This is a genomic window from Dyella sp. M7H15-1 (assembly GCF_004114615.1).
GTDB lineage: Bacteria > Pseudomonadota > Gammaproteobacteria > Xanthomonadales > Rhodanobacteraceae > Dyella_B.
Map to the genome: position 1 here is coordinate 1,227,284 of NZ_CP035300.1, position 24,079 is coordinate 1,251,362.

Annotated in this window: 20 protein-coding genes, 1 tRNA gene and 1 pseudogene; 9 read left to right on the forward strand and 13 right to left on the reverse strand. The window is 59.1% G+C overall.

The genetic code is table 11. The features are described from left to right. The first annotated feature begins 17 nt into the window (after positions 1 to 17). The 3 genes from tssF to EO087_RS05925 are packed head-to-tail and all read left to right on the forward strand — an operon-like array spanning position 18 to position 3,185. Positions 18 to 1,841 (forward strand): type VI secretion system baseplate subunit TssF, encoded by a 1,824-nt coding sequence (tssF, locus tag EO087_RS05915; protein WP_128898060.1) that lies wholly within the window; start codon positions 18 to 20, stop codon positions 1,839 to 1,841. Continuing rightward, a complete protein-coding gene (tssG, locus tag EO087_RS05920; protein ID WP_205744447.1) occupies positions 1,838 to 2,860 on the forward strand; it encodes a type VI secretion system baseplate subunit TssG in 1,023 nt (340 codons plus the stop codon). The genes tssF and tssG overlap by 4 nt, the downstream gene beginning before the upstream one ends. Positions 2,861 to 2,891: 31 nt before the next feature. Then, a complete protein-coding gene (locus EO087_RS05925; RefSeq protein ID WP_128898061.1) occupies positions 2,892 to 3,185 on the forward strand; it encodes a hypothetical protein in 294 nt (97 codons plus the stop codon). A 106-nt stretch (positions 3,186 to 3,291) separates the two neighbouring features. Here the strand turns inward: EO087_RS05925 and EO087_RS05930 are convergent. The 8 genes from EO087_RS05930 to EO087_RS05965 all read right to left on the reverse strand — a co-directional run bounded on the left by EO087_RS05930 (position 3,292) and on the right by EO087_RS05965 (position 11,548). Beyond that, positions 3,292 to 3,367: transfer RNA gene (locus EO087_RS05930), tRNA-Gly, on the reverse strand. Positions 3,368 to 3,404: 37 nt separating this feature from the next. Beyond that, positions 3,405 to 4,016, reverse strand: a complete 612-nt coding sequence (gene pgsA / locus EO087_RS05935) for a CDP-diacylglycerol--glycerol-3-phosphate 3-phosphatidyltransferase (RefSeq protein WP_128898062.1) — start codon at positions 4,014 to 4,016, stop codon at positions 3,405 to 3,407. Between the two features lie 161 nt (positions 4,017 to 4,177). Beyond that, positions 4,178 to 6,004, reverse strand: coding sequence for an excinuclease ABC subunit UvrC (gene uvrC / locus EO087_RS05940; RefSeq protein ID WP_128898063.1), 1,827 nt, complete (start codon positions 6,002 to 6,004; stop codon positions 4,178 to 4,180). Positions 6,005 to 6,120: 116 nt separating this feature from the next. After that, positions 6,121 to 6,897 carry a 3-deoxy-manno-octulosonate cytidylyltransferase gene (gene kdsB, locus EO087_RS05945; RefSeq protein ID WP_128898064.1) on the reverse strand — a complete coding sequence of 259 codons (777 nt, stop codon included), beginning with the start codon at positions 6,895 to 6,897 and terminating at the stop codon, positions 6,121 to 6,123. 182 nt (positions 6,898 to 7,079) lie between these two features. Further along, positions 7,080 to 8,387, reverse strand: coding sequence for a 3-phosphoshikimate 1-carboxyvinyltransferase (gene aroA, locus EO087_RS05950; RefSeq protein WP_128898065.1), 1,308 nt, complete (start codon positions 8,385 to 8,387; stop codon positions 7,080 to 7,082). Next, a complete protein-coding gene (gene pheA / locus EO087_RS05955; RefSeq protein ID WP_128898066.1) occupies positions 8,384 to 9,472 on the reverse strand; it encodes a prephenate dehydratase in 1,089 nt (362 codons plus the stop codon). Before pheA ends, aroA begins: the two co-directional genes overlap by 4 nt. A 130-nt stretch (positions 9,473 to 9,602) precedes the next feature. Continuing rightward, a complete protein-coding gene (serC, locus tag EO087_RS05960; protein ID WP_128898067.1) occupies positions 9,603 to 10,688 on the reverse strand; it encodes a 3-phosphoserine/phosphohydroxythreonine transaminase in 1,086 nt (361 codons plus the stop codon). 89 nt (positions 10,689 to 10,777) lie between these two features. Next, a complete protein-coding gene (locus EO087_RS05965) occupies positions 10,778 to 11,548 on the reverse strand; it encodes an FHA domain-containing protein (protein WP_128898068.1) in 771 nt (256 codons plus the stop codon). Between the two features lie 114 nt (positions 11,549 to 11,662). On the opposite strand from EO087_RS05965, the gene EO087_RS05970 reads away from it, so the two are divergent. After that, positions 11,663 to 11,941 (forward strand): polyhydroxyalkanoic acid system family protein, encoded by a 279-nt coding sequence (locus EO087_RS05970; RefSeq protein WP_128898069.1) that lies wholly within the window; start codon positions 11,663 to 11,665, stop codon positions 11,939 to 11,941. A 447-nt stretch (positions 11,942 to 12,388) separates the two neighbouring features. On the opposite strand, the pseudogene EO087_RS16675 reads toward EO087_RS05970, so the two are convergent. Beyond that, positions 12,389 to 12,481: pseudogene (locus EO087_RS16675) on the reverse strand (DUF6444 domain-containing protein); the annotation flags it as partial. Between the two features lie 242 nt (positions 12,482 to 12,723). Between EO087_RS16675 and EO087_RS05985 the strand changes: the two are divergent. From EO087_RS05985 to infA, 3 genes are all read left to right on the forward strand, one after another. Then, positions 12,724 to 14,601, forward strand: a complete 1,878-nt coding sequence (locus tag EO087_RS05985; protein ID WP_128898071.1) for a hypothetical protein — start codon at positions 12,724 to 12,726, stop codon at positions 14,599 to 14,601. Positions 14,602 to 14,852: 251 nt separating this feature from the next. Next, entirely contained in the window at positions 14,853 to 15,017 is a 165-nt protein-coding gene (locus tag EO087_RS16680; RefSeq protein WP_240669145.1) for a hypothetical protein, read from the forward strand. A 100-nt stretch (positions 15,018 to 15,117) separates the two neighbouring features. After that, complete coding sequence (gene infA, locus EO087_RS05995; RefSeq protein WP_128898072.1) at positions 15,118 to 15,336, forward strand: translation initiation factor IF-1; 219 nt, start codon at positions 15,118 to 15,120, stop codon at positions 15,334 to 15,336. An 82-nt stretch (positions 15,337 to 15,418) separates the two neighbouring features. Here the strand turns inward: infA and clpA are convergent, their stop codons facing one another. Both clpA and clpS read right to left on the reverse strand, forming a co-directional pair. Beyond that, complete coding sequence (gene clpA, locus EO087_RS06000) at positions 15,419 to 17,689, reverse strand: ATP-dependent Clp protease ATP-binding subunit ClpA (protein WP_128898073.1); 2,271 nt, start codon at positions 17,687 to 17,689, stop codon at positions 15,419 to 15,421. 120 nt (positions 17,690 to 17,809) lie between these two features. Then, on the reverse strand, positions 17,810 to 18,139 hold the full coding sequence (clpS, locus tag EO087_RS06005) for an ATP-dependent Clp protease adapter ClpS (RefSeq protein ID WP_128899827.1): 330 nt from the start codon (positions 18,137 to 18,139) through the stop codon (positions 17,810 to 17,812). A 250-nt stretch (positions 18,140 to 18,389) separates the two neighbouring features. Between clpS and mnmA the strand changes: the two genes are divergently transcribed. Together mnmA and hflD are read left to right on the forward strand one after the other, a co-directional pair. Then, positions 18,390 to 19,517 carry a tRNA 2-thiouridine(34) synthase MnmA gene (gene mnmA, locus EO087_RS06010; RefSeq protein WP_128898074.1) on the forward strand — a complete coding sequence of 376 codons (1,128 nt, stop codon included), beginning with the start codon at positions 18,390 to 18,392 and terminating at the stop codon, positions 19,515 to 19,517. A gap of 10 nt (positions 19,518 to 19,527) precedes the next feature. Then, entirely contained in the window at positions 19,528 to 20,151 is a 624-nt protein-coding gene (gene hflD / locus EO087_RS06015; protein ID WP_128899828.1) for a high frequency lysogenization protein HflD, read from the forward strand. Here the strand turns inward: hflD and EO087_RS06020 are convergent. Beyond that, positions 20,148 to 21,074 (reverse strand): LysR family transcriptional regulator, encoded by a 927-nt coding sequence (locus EO087_RS06020; RefSeq protein ID WP_128898075.1) that lies wholly within the window; start codon positions 21,072 to 21,074, stop codon positions 20,148 to 20,150. The two genes, hflD and EO087_RS06020, sit on opposite strands and share 4 nt — an antisense overlap. Before the next feature lie 182 nt (positions 21,075 to 21,256). Then, on the reverse strand, positions 21,257 to 23,863 hold the full coding sequence (locus EO087_RS06025) for a bifunctional aconitate hydratase 2/2-methylisocitrate dehydratase (RefSeq protein WP_128898076.1): 2,607 nt from the start codon (positions 23,861 to 23,863) through the stop codon (positions 21,257 to 21,259). Between the last annotated feature and the right edge of the window lie 216 nt (positions 23,864 to 24,079).

Consider the following 24,079-nt stretch of genomic DNA (forward strand, 5'->3'; position numbering starts at 1 on the left):
TCAACGGTATCCGCATCATGACCAACCCCACTAAAGACAACGACATCCTGCGCTACTACGACGCCGAAATGCGCTATCTGCGCGAAGCCGGCAAGGAGTTTTCGCGGGCATTCCCCGACCGCGCCCGTGCGCTCGGCCTCGATCGCCTGGGCGAACGCGATCCGCATGTGGAACGCCTGTTCGAAGGCTTCGCGTTCCTGATGGGTCGCCTGCGCCACAAGCTCGACGACGAACTGCCGGAACTGACCGAGGGACTGGTCAGCATGTTGTGGCCGCATTACCTGCGCATGATCCCGTCGCTGTCGATTCTCGAACTGCGGCCCTCCGCGGGTGTTCTGCAACGGCATGAACAGCTCGAAGCGGGCCTCGAAGCGGTGTCCGATCCGATTGCGCTGGGTACCGGTGCGGCGGACAGCGGCGCGACCGTCGAGTGCGTGTATCGCACCACGCAACCGGTCGATCTGTATCCATTGAGCCTGACCGAAGCACAGGCCACCACGCGCGACGACGGCCGCTCGGTGCTGCGCTTTCGTCTCGCGATCGAATCGCAGATCGAACGCCAGCAATTCTCGGTGCCGCGCCTGCGCCTTTATCTGCATGCCGACCGTCCCGTTGCGCTGGCCTTGTACGCCGCGCTGACGGCCGAACCGCTGGCGATGCAGGTCCGCGTACCCGGCTATCCGGAGGACCGGCCGGGCGCACCGCAAAGCATGCCGGGGCTGCGGCTTCAGGCGGCCGGCTTTGCCACCGACGAGCGTTTGTGGCCCAAGCCCGACAACGCCTTCGGCGGCTATCAGTTGCTGCTCGAATACTTCACCTTCCCCGAGAAGTTCATGTTCGTGGATCTCTTCGGCCTGGACATGCAGGCGATCCCGCAAGCTGCGCCGTACGTGGACGTGGAAGTGGTGCTGCACAAACCGTATCCCGACGACATGCGTTTTTCCGCCGACAACGTGCGCTTGTACTGCACGCCGATCATCAACCTGTTCGAGGTGGAAGCCGATCCGATCACGACCACGCAGTTCGACACCGACTACCGCGTGGTCGCCAACGAACGCCACGGCGCGCACGTGGATGTCTATGCGGTCGATGCCATCCAGGGTTTCGAGGTCGGCTCTGGCGAGCGCTTCGAATACGCGCCCTTCGCCGCGTTCCGTCACCGTGGCGGCATGCTGCGCCATGACATGCCGGAACGGTATTTCCACACGCGCATGCGCCGCGGCCTGTCAGGCCGCTTCGATTCCTGGGTGGTGCTCGGCGGCCACGCATGGGAACAGCAGACGACCTTGCCCAGCGAAACGCTCTCGCTGTCCGTGACCGGCACGAACGGCATGCTGCCACGCAAGGGCCTGCGCGAAGCCGGTATCACGCGCATGCGCGGCGGCTTCAACAATGTGGGGGCGGTGCGCAATCTCGTCGCGCCCACGCTGCCGGTGTATCCGCCTTCCAGCGACCGCTTTCACTGGCGCGTGCTGTCGCATCTGGCGCCGAATTATCTCTCGCTGCTCGATGCGCAACTGCTGCGCGGTGCGCTCGCGCTGTACGACTGGAGCGACGGCGAACTCAATCGCCGCCGCATCGATGCGATCACGGACGTGCGTCACCGGTCCGTGCAAAAGCTCGTCAAGGGCGGCTTGCTGCGCGGCGTGGAGATTGAAGTCACGCTCAACAGCCACGCGTTTGCGGGTGACGGGGACGTGGAGCTTTTTGGTGGGATGTTGAATCGCTTTCTCGGACTCTACGCGACACTCAACCTGTACACGCGCCTGGTGATCGTTGCGCTGCCGACCGGGCAGCGCATGGTCTGGCCGGATACCAAGGGCGAAGGAGCGCCGTTTTGAACGCGATCGAACCCCTGCGCACCGACATGCCGCCGCTGTGGCCCGCGCTGCTGACGCACGCCACCAGAATGCATTTTTTCCGATTCTGCGAACTGCTCGAACGCAGTGCGCCGGAGCGCCCACTGCTGGGCGCGACCGACACGCCTGCTGACGATCCGTTCCGTTTCCGCTCGAAGCTCCGGCTGGGCTTCCCGGGACGCGAAATCGATGCGGTCGAATACGATCCGGATGACGCGGCACAAGCGCCAACGATCCGCACCACGTTCCTCGGCCTGTACGGCGTGGACGCGCGCATGCCGACGTACTTCGTCGATACCATCGCGCAGAACCACGACGGCGCCGAACCGCTGGCGGCGTTTTTGGATCTGTTTCACCACCGCATCGTCACCCAGTACTACCGCATCTGGCGCAAATACCGCTATCCGGTCGGCTTCGAACGCGATGGTGGCGATCCGATCTCGACCTATCTGCTGAGCCTGGCCGGACTTGGACTCGGCGCGCCAGATATCGGTCAGACGATCGGTCCGCGCAAGCTGCTTTCGATGCTGGGCCTGGTAAATCAGAAAACCCGTACCACTGAAGGACTGGCCGGTGTTCTGCAGCACGCAGTGCCCGACGCGACGATCACGGTGGAGGAATTCCACCCGGTGTGGGTGGACGTCGACACCACCGAACCGATGCCGCTCGGCGAGCACTGCGTGCTGGGCGGCGGTTTCTTCGATCGCGGCAATTGCGTGCGCGTTGTCATCATGCCCACGACGGCAAGCACCGTGCGCAGCCTGATGCCGGGGCACGCGATGCACGATGATGTCTTGCATCTGCTGCGCTTTTATCTCGGCTACGAAGCACAGGCCGTGATCGACATGCACGTCGCCCCCGCCCTCATGCCCGCGCCCGTGCTCGAACCGAACACGGTGAGCCTGGGTTACACCACGCTGCTCGCTCACGATGACGCGCCGTCGCGCGACACGCCTATTCGTGTGCAGCTCGGCGCGTGGAACGTGCCGTCCCGATCGTAATGCGAACGACACGCTCGAAGGAATCCTGCGCATGAAGCCGCCACGCATCGTTCGCCACACGTTCCTCGTTCTTGCCACGCTGGGCGTCAGCGCCTGTGGCCTCGGTCAAGCGATTCACGATGGCGCCGTGAACGTGGCGAAACGGACGTTCACCACGCCGATTTCGACGATGAATCTCGATCTCATCAATCACGTCAGCGGCAACGATCCTGCAATCGTACGCATTTACCAGTTGAAATCGTCATCACGTATACCGCTCACGACCGGCAAGAAACCGAAGCTCGAACCACCCGGATTGTCTGGACTCATTTCTGGACTTAAATGAGCCGGCTGCAGGTGGATTTCGGTGATTGCTGCCAGAATGAAGAAAGGGGCTTTCGCCCCTTTTTTCAAGGATCTACGGACATCGATGGACATCGTGGATCGACATTTGGAGCGGGAAACGAGACTCGAACTCGCGACCCCGACCTTGGCAAGGTCGTGCTCTACCAACTGAGCTATTCCCGCATCGAAGCCGCGCATTTTAACGGCTGAAACGAAACCGTCAAGCGTTTCTGTCTTGTCCATGCGTGAGAGCGGGGTCGTCGCTGTGCAAAGCCGGCCAAGCCGCACGCAGATAATGTAAACCCGACCAAATGGTGAGCACACCGGCAATCATCAGCAACCCTTCGCCGATGTGGTACAGGCGCAAGGCTTCGGCATTTTTCTCGTGTTGCAGGATCAGCACAATCAGGGCAACCATCTGCATCGCTGTTTTCAGCTTGCCCAGGAAGGCTACTCGCACGGTGGCGCGCATGCCAATCTCGGCCATCCATTCACGCAGTGCGGAAATGCTGATCTCCCGGCCAACAATGATGGCGGAGGTGATCGCCATGACGATGCCCGGCCAGCCACCGCGATGGGTTTCCACCAGCATGAACAAGGTGACCGCCACCATCAGCTTGTCGGCCACCGGATCCAGGAAGGCGCCGAACTTGGAGGTCAAGTTGAGCCGGCGGGCAAGATAGCCGTCAAGCCAATCGGTGATGCCGGCCAAGGCGAACACGATGGCAGCGGTTAGGTTGTGCCCCCGGAATGGCCAGTAGAACACCATCACCATGACCGGCAGCAGCGCTACGCGGAACAGCGTGAGCCAGGTCGGTAAATTGATGCGCATGGGTCCTTTCCGTTTTTTGTCAGTGTCGCATGGTGAGAATGAAATTCGCTGGGGAAGTTTTCGCAAGAGTGGCCCCTTACCCACCACTCTTCCTCACTCCTCGAAGCAGGCCCATCCATGACCCTTCCCCGTGTCCCGGAGGGTTGAGAGAGTATCGGCGCTCAGACGTGAAGCGCGCCATAAATGCGTTCGGCAAGGCCGCGATCAATCCCCTTCACCTGCATCAGTTCTTCGACACCGGCCGCTTCTACTCCGGCCAAGCCACCGAAGGCCTTGAGCAGGGCAGTCCGGCGACGCGCCCCGACGCCCTGCACGTCTTCCAGCACGCTGCGCTCACGGGCTTTCTCACGACGCTTGCGATGGCCTCTGATGGCGAAGCGATGGGACTCATCCCGCACCGCAGCGACCAAATGCAGTGCCGGTGAGCTGGGGCCGGGGTGAATCTCTCGATGGGAGCTGGCCAGAATCAGGGTTTCCTCACCGGCCCGACGGCCCGGGCCCTTGGCGACGCCGACCACTTCGATGCCGGTAACGCCAAGTTCGCCAAGAACATCCAGCGCTTGAGCCACCTGCCCGCTACCGCCATCGATCAGCAGCACATCGGGCCGTGCGCCCTCGCCTTCTGCCACTTTGCGGAAACGCCGGGTGAGTGCCTGGTGCATGGCGGCGTAATCGTCGCCGGGTGTGATGCCGCTGATATTGAAGCGGCGGTAGTGCGACTTCTCCGGACCTTCCGGCCCGAACACCACGCAAGACGCCACGGTTGCTTCACCACGCGTATGGCTAATGTCGAAGCATTCAATGCGACGCGGCGGCTCATCCAAACCCAGCAGGTTTCGCAGATCTTCGAAACGCGTTCCCAGCGTTTGCCGACTGGCTATGCGCGAAGTCAGTGACGCCTGCGCGTTGCGCTCGGCCATCTGCAGGAACTGTGCGCGATCACCGCGCACGCGTGTTTTGATCTCCACCGCATGCCCACATTGCTGGGCGAGCATCTCGCTGAGCAGTTGGGCATCGGCGACGTCTTCGCCAAGGATGATTTCGCGCGGTACCAGGCGATCCAGATAGTACTGGGCAATGAATTGCGCCAGCACGTCAGCAGGTTCAGGATCCAGCGGCAGGCGTGGGTAAAAATCGCGAGTACCCAAGCTGAGGCCGTTGCGGAAGAACAACACGCTCACGCAGACAATGCCGGCCTCCATGCGGCACGCGATGACGTCCATATCGGCCGTGGCGCCCTGCACATGATTCTGCGCATGCAGCTTGCGCAGCGCTGCCACCTGGTCGCGCAATGCCGCGGCACGCTCGAAGTTCAGCGCTGCGCTGGCCTGCTCCATCGCATCAACGAGTTCATCGATCACCGCGCTGCTACGGCCGTCCAGAAACATTTCCGCGTGGCGCACGTCGCCGCGGTAATCCTCGACGCTGATCAAGCCCACGCAAGGACCGGTACAGCGTCCTATCTGGTATTGCAGGCAGGGGCGTGAACGATTGCGGAAATAGCTGTCCTCGCACTGGCGCACCTTGAACAGTTTCTGCATCAGGTTGAGGCTTTCACGCACAGCAAATGCGCTGGGGAATGGACCGAAGTAGCGTCCTGGCTGATTGCGTGCGCCGCGGTGGAAAGCCAGCCGAGGGTAATCCTCGCTGCCCGATAGATAGATATACGGATAGCTTTTGTCGTCACGCAGCAAAATGTTGTAGCGCGGCTTGAGCACCTTGATGAGCTGCGACTCCAACAACAAGGCTTCCGCCTCGGTGCGCGTGACGGTGGTTTCGGCGCGGGCGATCTGCGCCACCATGGCGGCGATGCGCGGCTCCATCCGCGGCTTCAGGAAGTAGCTGCCGACGCGCTTCTTGAGGTTGCTGGCCTTGCCCACGTAGAGCAACTCGCCATCTTCGTTGAAATAACGATAGACGCCGGGGGACGTGGTGAGCGTGCTGACGAAGGCCTTGCCGTCGAAGGCTTGGGAGGATGCGTGTTGCATGCGGACGATTTTAGCCCGTTTGGCGTGATTCCTCTGCTGTCTTGGCGAACCTTTTCAGGGCAAGCTTGACTCTTTTGGCATGTTACCCAAGCCAGCAAACAGGATGCGACTGACGGTCATGACTGACTACTCAACCATGCTTGGGCACGATGCAGATCCGCTTCGGTGTCAATGCCCGGCGGGAAGGGCTCCGGGGTCAGGCGCGCAGCAATCGGATAACCGTGTTCAAGCACTCGCAACTGCTCCAGTGATTCAGTCTGCTCCAGCGGCGTGCGCGACAAGTCTGCATAGTGCTGCAAAAAGCCGGCGCGATAAGCATAGATACCGATATGCCGCAGGAACGGCAGGTCTTTCGGCAACACGTCGCGATTTGCGGCGAAAGCATCACGCGCCCACGGCAGCGGTGCGCGGCTGAAGTACAGGGCGCGGCCATTGGCGGCGCATACCAGTTTCACCACATTCGGATCGAACAGTTCGTGAGCATCCATGATTGGCGTGGCCAGGGTCGCCATCGGCACGTCGTCTTCGGCCAGGGCTTTTGCTACTTCACGGATACCTGCGGCAGGGGCGAAGGGTTCGTCACCTTGCAGGTTCACCACGATGACGTCGGTGGACCAGCCATAACGGGCGGCGCACTCTGCCAACCGGTCACTGCCGGACGCATGCTCGCTGTGGGTCATGCATACATCTACGCCCTGCCCCGACAAAGCCTCGACAATGCGCTGATCGTCGGTGGCCACCACGACCTGCGAAGCCCCTGCTTGCAGGGCCCGCTGTGCTACGCGTACCACCATCGGTACGCCGTCAATAGGGCGAAGCGGCTTGCCTGGCAGACGGGTGGAGCCGTAGCGGGCAGGGATGGCGACGATGAAGGGAGGGTGGACTGCTGACATGCACGTTTCCCCCTCTCCTCTGTCCTTGATTAAGGATGGGGGAGAGGGCTGGGGTGAGGGGGCCATCTTGCGGCTACGGCCCCATTGAAACACAGAGCCTAAGTATCCAAATGCATTCGAGGTGGTTTTGTAGGTGCCGGGCAAGCGCGCCCCTCTCCCCAAGGGGGAAAGGGAGCCAAGCGTCAGCGCAGGGCAAACCCGCAGCTATTGGCCAGCCCCATAAATCCCGGAAACGAGGTGGCGACATTGGCACAATCGCGAATCATCACCTCGCCCCTGGCCAGCAGGCCCGCCACAGCAAAGCTCATCGCGATGCGGTGATCGCCATAGCTGTCGACCGCGCCAGCATCGATCGCGCCGCCATCAATGATCGCGCCATCGGGCGTTTCCTCGATGCGCACACCAAGCGTTCGCATGCCTGCCGCCATGGTGGTGATGCGGTCAGACTCCTTGACGCGCAGCTCGGCGGCGCCACGCATGACCGTGCGTCCTTGCGCCGCGGCAGCCGCAATAAATAGCACCGGGAATTCGTCGATCATGTCCGGCGCCAGCGCTTCCGGAAGCTCAACGCCATGCAGCGGCGCGTATCGGACAACCAGATCACCGATGGCTTCGCCGCCACTTTCGCCCTGGTTCTCGACGGTGATATTCGCGCCCATCAAACGTAGCGCTTCCAGCAACCCCGTGCGGCGGGGATTCAAGCCAACCCCTGGCAGACGCAGCACTGAATCGGGCACGATGCTCGCAGCCACCAGAAAAAACGCGGCCGAGGAAAAGTCCGCCGGCACCACTACATCCGTGGCGCGCAGGCAATGGCCGCCTTCCAGCTTGGCGTAACCCGGTGAAAATTCGATCGGCCAACCGAATGCTGACAGCATGCGCTCGGTGTAGTCGCGCGTGGGATGAGGCTCGATCACTTCCGTGCTGCCTTCGGCATACAAACCGGCAAGCAGCAAAGCGGACTTGACCTGCGCGCTAGCGACCGGCAACTCGTAGCGGATGCCATGCAGCGAACGACCACCGTGAACCTGCAACGGCGGCAGTCCATCCGGTGTGTCGATCTGCGCGTCCATGCGGGCGAGCGGATCGGTCACGCGGCGCATCGGACGCTTGGACAGCGATTCGTCGCCGATCAGGGTGCTGTCGAACGATTGCCCGGCCAGCAGACCCGCAAGCAGGCGCATGCCGGTGCCCGCATTGCCACAATCGAGCGGCTGGTCCGAACCACGCAAGCCATGCAAGCCAACACCACGCACGATGCGCTCACCGGCAGAAGGCGCCACGATCGATACGCCCAGTTGCGCAAGCACCGCCGCGGTGGCGCGGGTGTCTTCACCTTCGAGAAAGCCGCGAATATGCGACGTGCCTTCGGCAATGGCGGACAACATCATCGAACGGTGCGAGACCGACTTGTCACCCGGCACTACCACGTCGCCATGCAGGGACGTCGCGGGTCGGCTGACCCAATCCAGGCGTTGTGCCCTGCTCATGGCAGAGCTACCGGGTAGGAACCCAGTACACGCACCTGAGTCGCCATGGGGCCCATGTCTTTCAACGCCGCCTGCAGCGACTCATCATCGATATGACCGGAAACGTCGATGAAGAAGGCGTATTGCCACTTACCGGTATGCGCCGGACGCGATTCGATGCGGTTCATGCTTACATGGTGCTTGGCGAAGGGGCTCAGCACGTCATACAGCGCGCCGGGTTTGTCATTGACGGTAATCAACAGCGACGTGCGATCGTTGCCGGAGGCGGGAAACAGCGAGCGTCCGATGACCAGGAAGCGCGTGGTGTTGTCAGCACGATCCTCAATGGCCTTGGCCACCATGTTGAGGCCATAGATCTTGCCCGCCGTTTCGCCGGCAATGGCCGCGGCATCATCCGCATGACGTGCCAGGCGCGCACCTTCGGCATTGCTATGCACGGCCACGCATTCGGCATCCGGCAGGTTGACACGCAGCCAGGTCTTGCACTGCTGCAACGACTGCGCGTGTCCGTAAACACGCCGGATGCCTTCCAGCGATTCGCGCTGCGAAAGCAAGCACTGATGCACGCGCAGCTCGACTTCACCGCAGATGCGCGCCTCAGAGGTAAGAAACATATCCAGCGTAACCTGGATCATGCCCTGCCCGGAGTTTTCCACTGGCACGATGCCGAAATCGGCGTGGCCGGCAACCACTTCCTGAAATACTTCTTCAATACTGCCAAGCGGCAAGCCATACGCCGCGTGGCCGAAATGCTTGCGCACCGCTTGTTCGCTGAAAGTGCCCTCGGGACCGAGATAGCCGACCTTGAGCGGATCTTCCTGCGCAAGGCAGGACGACATGATCTCGCGGAACAACCGCACCATTTCCACATCCGAAAGCGGACCATGATTGCGATCCACCACCATGCGCAACACATGTGCTTCGCGCTCGGGACGATAATAGTCGATCGCGGAAAGCCCTTCGCCTTTCACACACGCCACTTCGCGTGCCCAGTTGGCGCGTTCGGAGATCAGTTCTTGGATCTGCCGATCAATGCTGTCGATGCGCTCGCGCACCTGCGACAGGGTTGGTTTGGGTTCGTTCATGCCATGCTATCCGTAGAAACGTCTAAAAGAGATAGTGGAGAGAAGCGAGAATAAAACATGCCCATGCTGTCAGTCGTAGGCTTTTCTCTCATTCCTCACTCTTCTTCACTCACTACTGGCTAATAGCCTATCAGCCATGCCGACTGGCGAAGTCTTGCATAAACGCAGCTAAAGCCTGTACCGCTTCCAGTGGCACCGCGTTGTAGAGCGAAGCACGCATGCCGCCTAATGCCTTGTGTCCTTTTAGTGCTAGCAAGCCTGCAGTTTCTGATTCCTGCAGGAAAAGCGCATCGAGCGTACTGTCGTGCAAGGTGAAGGGTACATTCATGCGCGAACGCATGGTCGGGGCGATCGGGTTGCGATAGAAGCCGCCTGAACCGTCGATGGTCGCATAGAGCAAAATCGCCTTCTGGCGATTGCGCTCCGCCATGGCCGTCAGACCACCGCCTTCCTTCAACCACTGAAAGGTCAGGCCAGCGAGATACCAGCCCCAGGTATTGGGGGTATTGAGCATGGAATCGTTGGCAGCATGCTCGGCGTAGCGAAAAATGCGCGCCATCGTGCGACCTTTCCGCTCCAGCAGATCGCGACGAATGATCATCAGCACCAAGCCGGAAGGCCCGATGTTCTTCTGCGCACCCGCGTAAATCAGGCCGAAACGGCTGACGTCGATGGGGCCGGAGAGAATGTCCGAAGACATGTCCGCAACCAGCGGCACATGGCCGACATCGGGAACATCCTGAAACTCCACGCCGTGGATCGTTTCGTTGGTGGCGATATGCACGTAGGCGGCGGCAGGATCGAGCTTCCACGTGCCGCGTGCTGGCATGCGCAGGTAATGGTCGGCTTTACTGGTCGCCGCCACATTCACACGAACATAGGGCGTGGCTTCGCTGGCGGCTTTTTCACTCCAGTGACCGGTGATGATGTAATCGGCACTGTCGCCCTCGCTGGCCAGATTCATTGGAATCTGCGCGAAATGCTGGGTCGCCCCACCCTGCTCGAATAGCACGGCATAGTCAGCCGGAATACCCATCAACTCGCGTAGATCCGCCTCGACCTGCTCGGTCATCGCGATAAAGTGCTTGCCGCGATGGGACTGCTCCATCACCGAGGCGCCACTGCCGTTCCAGTCCAGCAACTCGCGCTGCGCGCGTTCAAGTACCGGCAACGGCAACGCCGCCGGACCTGCACTGAAATTCCATACCCTGCTCACGCACTGGTTCCCGTCATGGATGATCGATGCATTATGCCGCGCCGCAGCAACACATCGTCAACGGGTGAAACACAGGCGCCCCTGATTTGTCAGAAACGCATCAGCAAAAGTAGGGCAATACCTAGCGCAAGCACGGCAGCCGTGACGATCAGCCACCAGACTTCGCCACGCGGGCCGGCGGTGTCTTCCGGCAGCGCTTCGGGTTCCGGCTCGGGAATCACGATTTCCGGCTCAGGCTCCAGTCCGGGCGCGTCGATCAGGAAACGGTGCATGCCAATGCCTATCTGGTCGCCCGGCAACAGTACGGTTTGCTCCACGATGGAGCCATTCACACGTACCGGATAGCGCGAATCAGCGGCCTGCCTGGTTTCCAGGCGCAATTGCCCATCGCGCCAGGCAATCACCAAACTGGCCACCTCACACTGTGGAAGATCGAGCGGAACCGGTCCTTGTGGCCCCAGCTCCAAGCGATTCGCCAACGGCAGCACCTGCCCCGAAAGCGGCCCCGCCACGGCTCGCAGCGCCACTGTGCAACGCTCCTGCGCTGGCATCTGGGGCGAGGTGCGCCCGCCTGGCGTGTGGTCCGCACACAGCAGCATGCGGCAATCGCCCACGCTCAGGATGTCACCCGGGCGCAAGATTGCACGCTCGCGTACAGGGCGGGCGTTGACGTAGATACGGGTGGTTTCAGGTAGTACCTCCAGCACCCAGCCCCGACGATCCAGGCTGATGGACAAGTGATAGGCCGCAGCCTGACTCGCGGTCAGGATTAGATCATTGCCGGGATCGCTGCCAATGCGCAGCAGTGCCTGGTTCCACTGGAAACCAGCCCGGTTGGAATGGGAAAACTCGATGCGCATGAAATGACCAACTGCGTGACTGCGCGACTCTATCAGAAGCGTAGGAATAGAAACGTAGGAGCTATTCGCAGAAATTAGGCTTTATCATGCGAGGTTCGTTTGATGAGATGAATCATGGCAAGCATCGATATCCGCCGTCCGCACCGCCTTTCCCAGTCCGAAGCTCATGCGGTGATCGACAAAGTCGCAGCACGCATGCGCGAAAAATTCGAGGTAAAGACGCAGTGGGAGAATGACACCGCCATGGCCTTCGAACGCCCCGGCATTAGCGGCCAAATTGCCATTAGCAGCAATGAAATCCACGTGAGCGCCCGGCTTGGCATGCTGTTTTTCCCACTCAAAGGCATGATCGAGCAGGAAATTCGTCGCAAGCTAGATGAGCACTTCGCGTAACTATTCAGCCCGTGATAGGCACGAGCAAAGGTTTCACGTCCGCACGTGGTGCAGCGACCACCTTCGCAGCGATACTCCGTCACGATCGGCCGGATCACGAGTAAGTCGAACACTTGATGGCAATACAGTTCGCCGTGTGGTTCGAGGGCGCCGCCACAGGCACAGTGGCTCGGCGGCGGGCACGTCACGATGTGATCAAGCGCTTCTTCGGGCACCGATTCGCGGAAATGCCCTTTATGTCCGAGCTGGCCACCCGGCTTACGATCCGTAACTATTCACTCCTCCTCCGCTGAAAAGCCTCCTACGTGAAATCTGGCATGTTCAATGAGTACGAAATGGTATTTGCGTGCCCTACGCAGGTTATTTTGGTCAACCTTTGACCAAAATTCTGTCGCCAAGGGGGAGGGGTGAATAGTTACTGCGATCCGAGGGCTTTTTAGGACGCTTACCCTTGCCCGAACCATCACTGGACGGTGGCTTGGAGGAGTTGCGCGAATTCAGGCGCAGTTGCTCTTCCAACGCATGAACTCGTACCAGCAACTGCTGATGGCTTTGCGTCAACGTGTCGATCAACCTCGACGTTCCCAGGATGCTGATTGTTGGGGCAACTTGCTAAGTTAGGCGTCCGCAAGGGGAGCTCAATACAACTCAGGTGTTTACCTTATGTAGAATCCTTCGGCTCTTTCCATACTTATAGTCTTGGCAGGTTAGGTCGGTAACCAATCCACGCATATCAGAGTGATCCACCGTCTTTAATCGCCACCCGTCTCCTGGATAGAGCTATGGAACCCCGTATATATAATGGCTACACCCCAACCACCTCTATTTCAACCAATTCGATTTCGAATGAGCCGAATGGACCCAACCTAAAGCATGCCAGCGATTACGTTAGTGGGATATTGACAAATCCGTTTAAAATCTACTACGAATCTGACCATCCTTTTGCGGTCTCGGAATTTATGAAGTCTATCCTTGCATCAAGCAAGGATTCAGTGATCCCCTTTTGGCTCGATGGGCGTAATTATTGTTTGTGGTCAAGTAACGGCGACATGTATGTTAGCCATTCGCGAGAGGAGGCCGCACAAGGGAAGGTGCTGTGCGTTGGACATTTTAATATTCATGACTTAATGATATCCCTCATAGCCGAACCTGGCGTAATGCGCATTTTTTGTTCTAGTGACGCTCCCAGCTTCTACGAAAAAGAGGCATTAGCGCCATTAGGTCGCGCGCTCGGACAAGAAGCCGCAGAGGGTGAAGAGTCGTCCTTACACGATGCGTGCAAAAACCAATCAACGCCGGTGAACATATGGGAAGGTGGTGACAAATTGAGGACAGCCATGGATATTTTTTGCGAATGGGAATCTTCCATAGTTGATAAAAATTTGTCGGAAGATGTTTCCTCTAGTAGGAGCCAAATACATCTTTTCCTTGACACATATCTAAGAAAAAATGGGGCAGATATCCATACAGCGATAGACTTTGCCAGATATGCCATGGATGAAAATTGTGAAACCTACGCGTTACTCATCAATCCTAATATTGATAGGGTCCTTTCACTTCCCAAGCCTTCCCGAGTCGAAGTCAGTGAGGCCATGCGTCAAGAATTCTCTCAGTCGGACCCTAGAGGATGGACAATTGAACAATTAAGCAGCGCCCTCGACGAGTGCATGCGCTCTCCTTTACGTGATAAAGGAACGGTAGCTTTTATATTTGCTACGGTGCTCATGCAGCGCCGTGAAAATTTTGCGCAAAGTCTTCCTAACTATCATGATATATGCTCCCTAAAATTTTCCAAGGACATTACTCCGCTGCACTTCAAGTCTAAAGATATAAGCTTTCATACCACACAAAATGGTAAAAAAATCAACCCGAAAGACTTGGAAACCATAGGGTGCTGTTTGCTAGGCGCCATCAATGCCGTGGATAGCACGACGCGGCCAGCGATTCGCATCAATATTCATGATGAACGCATAAAGAATTGTGCTTTTACATCACGAATAGGAGGCATTATTGAAGTAAATGTGAGTGCAGCCCAAATTCACCAGGGAATGGGCTCGATTATGAGTATGCTGGCACATGAATTGGGTGTTCATTCATTCAGTTACTCATTAAGTGGCGCAGAGAAAGATGCGGAAGAACTAGAGCCTCAAAACGTTTACGAAGCTACTATTGCAGATCACGATTTTACAATCCAACACATACCCGGGAATAAGCAGCAGCCGGATCATCTAACCATTGCCCTTGATGCATTTTTTATGTTAGGCAACAACTTCGAGACAGCCTTTGCTACTCGACGTGGCCAGATGTATAGAGCCACGGTCATAGGCATGATTCATGGGCTCGAGGCTAGTCCATCGTGGACTAGTAAAGAGGAGAAAGACAATGCCAAGAAGGAGATACTTGCCACGTATTGCCTCGATGTGGCTAGAATTGTAGTTACCAACGATACGACTGATCTGTCGAACCTTCTGAATAACAGAGAAAACGCAATTAGCGTCGCCATGAAAGCATATCAATTGATGAAACAGATGTTTCCTGACGATCTTCATAATGTAGAAATAACCATGGAAGAAATGACTGAATATGCAATGAAAGGCTTGATCAGCGCGGCGAAAGATCTTGCCATGTCTGATTGGTTATTAGATCACACACTTTTTTGATTTCGGATAAACTGGACCCATCAGTTGAGTCAAAAATCACTCGCAAAGCGTAACTATTCAGCCCACCCCTACCCATTTTTGTGGTGCATGGACTATTAAACGCAGTGCCACAAAACTGCACGAACCTGTCGCAACGTGCTTAACCTCTGGCCGGCATGGTGATGCTTCGCCACCGACCCAGACGTCCCGCCCACCAACAACTTGGCCGAGCGTGCCCTAAGGGCCTTGGTGATACAGCGAAAATCTCCTTCGTGTCGCGCTCGGGTCGTGGCATGCGCTTTCTTGAGCGGGCCTACTCCGCCGTGCATACCTGCATCCAGCAGCAGCGCTCCGTGTTTGCGTTCTACTGCGACACGTTTCGCTATGACTTCGGCGGCACCGACGTGAAACCTTTGCTCGTACCTACCCCAGGCTGAATAGTCACCACTTCGCTTGATGCTTCTTTGATTGGGTCCCAATTCGTGGCATAATCGTTAGCTAACGCGGCCATTGTGGCCTACACGAACCCCGGAACGCATGGCCAAAGACGACGTCATTGAAATGGAAGGCACGGTGACCGAAACCCTGCCCAACACCATGTTTCGTGTGCAACTGGAAAACAACCACATTGTGATTGCCCATATTTCGGGCCGCATGCGCAAGCACTACATCCGCATCCTGACGGGCGACAAGGTCAAGGTGGAAATGACGCCGTATGACCTCACCAAAGGTCGCATCACGTATCGCATGAAGTAATCCCCGCCAGGCGCGTCACATCCCGTCTGCCCATGAAAAAGCCGCGCCATGCGCGGCTTTTTCGTTTCTTGCTGGTGTGGCCTCAGGACACCGTGGCGGGCACCGGCTCGGCCGTTTCCGTTTCGACGTGCAGCTCGCCCTCGCACACGCTCAACATCACCTTGCCCCCCTCGGCCAACTTGCCAAACAGCAGCTCGTCGGCCAGCACGCGCTTGACCTTCTCCTGGATCACGCGAGCCATCGGACGTGCGCCCATCTGCGGGTCGAAACCGTGCTCGGCCAGCCAGTGGCGGGCATCGGCGTCGACATCCAGACTGACGTGCTTTTCGCTGAGCTGCGATTCCAGTTCGATCAGGAACTTGTCGACCACGCGCAGGATGTGGTCGAAGTCCAGTGCGTTGAACTGGATGATCGCGTCCAGGCGATTGCGGAACTCCGGGGTGAAGGAACGGCGGATCACTTCCATCGCGTCCATCGAATGGTTCTGCTTCACAAAGCCGATGCCACGACGTGAGGCCTGCTGTGCACCGGCGTTGGTGGTCATCACCACAATCACGTTCTTGAAGTTGGCTTCACGGCCGTTGGTGTCGGTGAGCACACCGCGGTCCATCACCTGCAGCAGGATGTTGAACACATCCGGATGGGCCTTCTCGATTTCATCCAACAACAGCACCGCATGCGGATGCTTGGTGACCGCCTCAGTGAGCAGACCGCCCTGATCGAAGCCGATATAGCCCGGAGGTGCGCCGACCAAGCGTGAGACGGAGTGCGCTTCCATGTACTCGGACATGTCGAAGCGGATCATCTCGATGCCCAACTGCATCGCCAACTGCTTGGTGACCTCGGTCTTGCCCACGCCGGTAGGGCCGGCGAGCAGGAAGCAGCCGATCGGCTTGGATGGATCGGCCAAACCCGAACGGGCCATCTTGATCGAGGCGGCCAGCGCCTCGATCGCCGGATCCTGGCCAAACACCACCATCTTGAGATTGCGCTCCAGGTTTCGCAGCACATCGCGATCCGAGGCCGACACCTGCTTGGCCGGGATGCGCGCCATCTTGGCGACGATGTATTCCACCTCCGGCACATCGACTTTGCCCGTGCGCTGATCGACCGGCAGCAAGCGCTGACGCGCACCGGCCTCGTCGATCACGTCGATCGCCTTGTCCGGCAACAGGCGATCCGGAATGTGCTTCACGGACAAGTCCACCGCCGCCTTGAGGGCCTCAATGGTATAGGTAACGCTGTGGTGCTCCTCGAAGCGCGACTTCAGACCCTTGAGAATCTCGAAGCTGTCGGCCACGCTAGGCTCGACCACGTCGATCTTCTGGAAACGGCGGGCCAGCGCGCGGTCCTTTTCGAAGATGCCGCGGAATTCCTGGAAAGTAGTCGAGCCGATGCAGCGCAGTTCGCCCGACGCCAGCATCGGTTTGATCAGGTTGCTAGCATCCATCGTGCCGCCCGAGGCGGAACCCGCACCGATGATGGTGTGGATTTCGTCGATGAAGAGGATCGCACCCGGTTGCTTCTTGAGCTGGCCGATCACCGCCTTGAGGCGCTTCTCGAAATCACCACGGTACTTGGTGCCGGCCACCAGCGCGCCGAGGTCCAGCGCCCAGATGGTGGCACTTTCCAACACCTCCGGCACTTCGCCATCGACGATGCGCTTGGCCAGACCTTCGGCCAACGCCGTCTTGCCCACGCCGGCCTCGCCGACATAGAGCGGGTTGTTCTTGCGGCGGCGGCACAACACCTGGATAGTGCGCTCGATTTCGTCCTGCCGACCGATCAGCGGATCGATCTTGCCTTCCAACGCCAGCTCGTTGAGGTTGGAAGCGTATTCGCTGAGCGGATTACCCTTGCCCTCACCACCTTCCTCGGCATCACGGTCGGCATTGGACATGCCGGAGGACGGTTCGTCGCCGATCTTGGCGATGCCGTGGGAAATGTAGTTGACCACGTCCAGGCGAGTGATTTCCTGCTGGTGCAGGAAATACACGGCGTGCGAATCTTTCTCGCCGAAGATCGCCACCAGCACGTTGGCGCCAGTGACCTCCTTGCGGCCGGAAGACTGTACGTGATAGACCGCGCGTTGCAGCACGCGCTGGAATCCGAGGGTAGGCTGGGTATCGCGCTCATCGCCGTGCGGCAGCACCGGTACGGTTTCAGCGATGATTTTTTCCAGCTCATGGGTGAGTCGCGGAAGATCCGCGCCGCAGGCTCGCAGGGCGCCTAGCGCCGAATGGTTCTCGGTGAGGGCGAGCAACAGGTGCTCGACCGTCATGAACTCATGGCGTTGCTCGCGGGCCTGCTTGTAGCACTGGCCGATGGTAACTTCGAGATCCTTGCTGAACATCCGGACCTTCTCCATTGCGATGTTGGGGCGGCTTTACCGCGTTGGATGCAAGATGGGGGCCAAAAACACCTGATCAATATCTCCACATAACACCCGTCACGCTGAAATGTTGAACAGACTTCAAACCTTTTCCATCGTGCATAGCAGAGGATGCTGGTTAGCACGTGAATACTCATTCACCTGCGTGACCTTGGTTTCAGCCACCTCGCGGGTAAACACCCCACACACGCCCTTACCACGTGTATGTACGTGCAACATGATCTGTACGGCCTTCTCTTGATCCATCCCAAAGAAACTGCGCAATACCTCGACTACAAAATCCATCGGTGTGAAATCGTCGTTCAACAGCAACACCTGAAACAGCGGGGGACGCGCCACTTCAGGCTTGGATACTTCAACGGCAAGACCATGTCCACCGCTGTGTTGTTCTTGTTCGGGTTCGTTCGCCATTTGCTCTTTAGTGGATTCGCGTTTACTCAACGCCAGTATACGCCTAGGTCTTTCATGCTCCTCGGCGGCCGCACTTGAGGTAATGGCACAATAACGCCATTTCCAGTGCCTTCACGGGCCTCGTAGACCCTCAGATGACAGACCTTGACAGTTCCAGCAGTGTGATGTTGAGGAGCATCGACGAATGGCTAGCGGGCCAACGCCTGCCGTTGTCGGTGGTCGCCAACCTGATGCCGGATGGTGGCCGGTCATGAAAGTAATGCTGGGGGTCTCCGGTGGCGTCGATTCGTCAGTCGCCGGACTGCTGCTGCAACAGGCCGGCTATCAGGTCGAGGGCTTGTTCATGCAGAACTGGGAGGAAGATGACCGCAGCGGTCCCTGCACCACCGACACCGACCGCAAGGACGCCGTAGCCGTGTGCGGGCGGCTGGGCATCCCCTTCCATGCTCGGAATTTCGCCGCCGCGTACTGGGATGGTGTGTTCGAGCACTTCCTGGCCGAGTATCGGGCAGGGCGCACCCCCAACCCGGATGTACTCTGCAACCGCGAGATCAAGTTCAAGACGTTCCTGGACGAGGCCCGCGCACTGGGTGCGGACAAGATCGCTACCGGCCACTATGCCCGGGTTGACTGTCTAGACGGTCGCTACAGACTGTTACGCGCCGTCGACGCCAACAAGGATCAGACCTACTTCCTGCACGCTTTGGGGCAACAGCAACTTGCCACCACCCTGTTTCCGATAGGCGAGATCGAAAAATCCCGGGTCCGTGAGATGGCACGCAAGGCTGCCCTGCCTACCTATGCCAAGAAGGATTCCACCGGCATCTGCTTTATCGGGGAGCGCGATTTTCGTCAGTTTCTGACCCAATACATCCCTGCCCGCCCGGGTCACATGCGCACCCCCGACGGCGATCTCATCGGTGAGCATCAGGGCGTGATGTACTACACCTTAGGGCAGCGTAACGGGCTGGGTATCGGCGGCCGTCAAAATGCCAGCGGCAAACCCTGGTACGTAGTCGGCAAGGACGTCGCCAACAACGTGCTGTTCGTGGCCCAGGGGGGCGAGAATCAATGGCTGCATTCACAGCGACTGGTTGCTGAATCCCCCGCCTGGGTAGCCGGTGCTCCTCCCGCGCAGGCATTTCGCTGTACTGCAAAAACCCGCTATCGCCAACACGATCAGCATTGCGTGGTATCCGTACATCATGATCACGTAGAAGTACGTTTCAATGACCCGCAGCGCGCCGTGACGCCTGGCCAGTCGGTGGTGTTCTACGCCGGCGAGGAATGTTTAGGCGGTGCCGTGATCGGTGCGACCGATGCCGCCTATGGCGGCCTGCAAAAAGACGACATGACAAGAGAGACGCAGCGTGTTTGAAGCTTTTGCCATCAATGAGGAACGAGTGCTGGCCCTGGCCGGTTTGTTTCAGGCGTCGGCGCTTGCCCATCAACTGGCGAATGAAGGCCGCTGCGACGACCTGGCGCTAGATGCCAGTCTGGCCAGCGTGTTTCGCATCGACGCACCATCAGTAATCGGTGTGTACGGCAACGTTTCCGGGCTGCGCGTCGGGCTACATACTCTGATCGCGCAACTGGATGAAAGCAGCCGCGACATAGCGGTGACCCGCATGGTGGTGACAGTGATGCGACTCGAACGCAGCCTTGCCCATCACAAGAATCTACTTGACCCATTGCAGCAAGGCATCGTCTCGGCCAAGCGACAGGTCGAGCACTTCGGGCTCAATTCGCCGCAGGTTTTCAGCCGACTGGCCGAGCTTTATGCCGGCACACTTTCCACCTTGCGACCGCGCGTGATGGTAACCGGCAATCCGCAATGGTTGCAGCAACCAGCCATGGTGGAACGCGTGCGCGCAAGCTTGCTTGCCGCAGTGCGATCTGCAGTGCTGTGGCGGCAGATAGGGGGGCGACAGTGGCAACTGTTGTTTCATCGGCGGCAGTGCAGCATGCTGGCGCGCGGGTTGTTGACGGGTACAACCCTGGACAATCGCTAATCACACGTCCCTTCCATGCATCCGTCACCCTCGATCAGCTTGAGACTCGAGCGCTGTTTCGCCAATTTGCGCAGCAAGCCGGCGAAGACCTGCAGATCACTGATCCATGGCGACGCTTCACGCCAGTACAGCGCGATTTCACGCCCCTGCAATGACTGGCCTTTGATCTTGGCCACCACGATATTCGGCATCGATGCCAGGCGATCATGCGCAAGCGCCGGCATCAACGCGTGACCGCCGCGCAGAGTAACCAACGCGGCCAGACTCTCCAGGCTCACATCCTGCACATAGCCTTTGCCATCAGCGTGGCTTTCCGCCATCAGGATCGCTTCGCTGGCTTCCAGTTGATCGAGTGAAACCGTGCGCTTGCCCGCCAGCGGATGATCGGCACGCAACAACACCTCCCACGGTTCGAAGAAAAGCGGTTGCATGGTAATGCCACTGACAGCGGAAGCCGGCGGTGCCAACACGGCGTCGAGTTCCCCTTCATGCAGGCGACGCAACAATCCGCGCGGCTTGCCTTCCGAAAGGCTGAGCCGCGTACCTGGAAAATGCTGCGGAAACGGCGTGATCAAGTGCGGAAGCAGATACGGCCCCAGCGTTGCCAGCACGCCCAGACGCAACTCTCCGCCGAATGCGGTCTCGCCGGCGCGCGCAGTCTGCTGCAAATGCTCGGCAGCCAAGATCACCGCATCGATCTGTTCCAGCAGACGTTGTCCACCTGCCGTCGACACCACGCGCCGACCACCACGCTCGAATAGCGGCGTCCCCAGCGCCTGCTCCACTTTCTGCACCTGATGCGACAGACCAGAAGCGCTGATGTGCATCGTGCGCGCGGCACTATTGAAGCTGCCATGGCGATGCACGGCCTGCACCAGGATCAGGTCGCGTAATGAAACTGCGGATAGATGTGTAGAGATCATTCGTAGCACCTGCTCGCCGCTTGCCTGAAGCATGTCATTCCATAACAACCGCAGCGTGATGTTCCCCTCCAGTATGTAGGAACCTGGTTGGAATCGCCGCCCGCCACCGCGGCTCCGTGATGCTCCTTTACAAAAGCGAAGCCCGGCACATGCCGGGCTTCGCTTTTCATCCCCATTGAATCTCAAGCCTCGACCGTATCCGCCACTTGCTTGAAATCAGCGATCTGATCGAAGTTCATGTAGCGGTAAATCTTGTCGCCATTGGCGTTGATGACGCCGATATCTGCCATGTATTCCTGCTTGCTCGGGATGCGACCCAGACGCGAGCAGATCGCGGCCAGTTCGGCCGAACCCAGGTACACGTTGGTGTTCTTGCCCAGGCGGTTCGGGAAGTTGCGGGTGCTGGTGGACATCACCGTTGCGCCTTCGCGTACCTGCGCCTGGTTGCCCATGCATAGCGAGCAGCCCGGCATTTCCATGCGCGCACCGGCCGTACCGAGTACGCCGTAGTGACCTTCCTCGGTGAGCTGCTGCTGATCCATCTTGGTCGGCGGCGCGACCCACAGGCGGGTCGGGATATCGCGCTTGCCTTCCAGCAGTTTGGATGCCGCGCGGAAGTGGCCAATGTTGGTCATGCACGAACCGATGAACACTTCGTCGATCTTGGCGCCGGCCACGTCGGACAGCGTTTTCACGTCGTCCGGGTCGTTTGGACAGGCCACGATCGGCTCGTGCACGTCGGCCAGATCGATCTCGATCACGGCAGCGTAATCGGCATCGTTATCGCCTTCAAGCAATTGCGGATTGGCCAACCACGCTTCCATCGTCTTGATGCGGCGTTGCAGGCTGCGTGCATCCTGATAGCCTTGCGCAATCATGACTTTCAGCAACGTGATGTTGCTGTTCAAGTATTCAATGATCGGTTCCTGGTTGAGCTTGACCGTGCAGCCGGCAGCGGAACGTTCGGCGGAGGCATCGGAAAGCTCGAATGCCTGCTCCACCTTCAAATTCGGCAGACCTTCGATTTCCAGGATGCGGCCGGAGAAAATGTTTTTCTTGCCCTGCTTGGCCACCGTGAGCAAGCCCTGCTTGATCGCGTACAGCGGAATCGCATTGACCAGATCGCGCAGCGTCACGCCCGGCTGCAGTTCGCCCTTGAAGCGCACCAGCACGGATTCGGGCATATCCAGCGGCATCACGCCGGTGGCTGCCGCGAAGGCGACCAGGCCGGAACCGGCCGGGAAGGAAATGCCGATCGGGAAGCGCGTGTGGCTGTCACCGCCGGTGCCGACGGTGTCGGGCAGCAGCATGCGGTTGAGCCAGGAGTGGATCACGCCGTCGCCCGGACGCAGGCTGATACCGCCACGCGTGGAAATAAAGGCGGGCAGTTCGTGATGGGTCTTCACGTCCACCGGCTTGGGATAAGCGGCGGTGTGGCAGAACGACTGCATCACGAGATCGGCCGAGAAGCCCAGGCAGGCCAGGTCTTTCAGCTCATCGCGAGTCATTGGGCCGGTGGTGTCCTGCGAACCGACCGAGGTCATCTTCGGCTCGCAATACGTGCCCGGGCGCACGCCCTGGCCTTCCGCCAGACCGCAGGCGCGGCCGACCATTTTCTGCGCCAGCGTATAACCCTTGCCGGTATCGGCCGGGTTCTGCGGCAGGCGGAACAGGTTGGACGGCGGCAGGCCCAGCGCTTCGCGTGCCCTGGCGGTGAGACCGCGGCCGATGATCAGCGGAATGCGGCCACCGGCACGTACTTCGTCGAACAGCACGTCGGACTTCACCTGGAATTCGGCGATCACTTGACCGTTTTTCAACGCCTTGCCTTCATACGGGCGCAGTTCGACCACATCGCCCATCTCCATCTTGGAGACGTCGAGTTCGATCGGCAGCGCGCCGGCGTCTTCCATTGTGTTGTAGAAGATCGGCGCGATCTTGCTGCCCAGGCACACACCGCCGAAGCGCTTGTTGGGGATGAAGGGAATATCTTCGCCGGTCCACCACAGCACCGAGTTGGTGGCGGACTTGCGGCTGGAACCGGTGCCGACCACGTCGCCGACGTAGGCAACCAGATGACCCTTTTGCTTCAGATCCTGGATCAGCTGGATCGGACCGCGCTTGCCGTCTTCTTCCGACTGGAACGGCGCACCGTCGCGCTTGTTCTTCAGCATGGCCAGCGCATGCAACGGGATATCCGGACGCGTGGTGGCATCAGGTGCCGGTGACAGGTCGTCGGTATTGGTTTCGCCCGGCACCTTGAACACGGTGATGGTCATGCTCTCGGGCACGGCAGGACGGCTGGTGAACCATTCGGCGTCAGCCCAGCTTTGCAGCACCACCTTGGCGTTGGCGTTGCCCTTGTCGGCTTTTTCCTTGACGTCGTGGAAGGCATCGAACATCAGCAAGGTGTTCTTCAGCACCTTGGCGGCAATGCCACCCACTTGTGCATCATCCAGCAACTGGATCAGCGGATGGATGTTGTAGCCGCCCAGCATGGTGCCCAGCAGCTCCGTCGCCTTCTCGCGGCTAATCAGCGCGCACGCTTCAGTGCCGAACGCCACGGCGGCGAGATAAGACGCCTTGACCTTGGCTGCGTCGTCCACACCAGCCGGCACGCGGTTGGCGATCAGATCGACCAGAAAATTCCTTTCAAGAGCAGACTCTTCGCCAACAGACGGGTTCTTCAGCAGCTCGATCAGGTCGGCGGTCTGCTGGGCCGACAGTGGCAGCGCGGGAATACCCAGCGCAGCGCGCTCGGCGAGTTGTTGACGATAGGCAGTGAGCATGGGGATGGATCCTTTGGGGGATGTACCGTCATCAGACCCGCTCTCCGGCAGACCACCCGCAGGCAGTCCCAGGAGAGAGGGAAAGTAGTGAACTTGCTTATTTTGCCAGCCGGCCCCAAACCCCAGCAACGACAACGTGTTTCCGGCAGCGTTCGAAATCTTGCAATGCGACGGGCGTCAAACTGGCTTGCGCGAAGCCTGAATCGGTCCAAACTT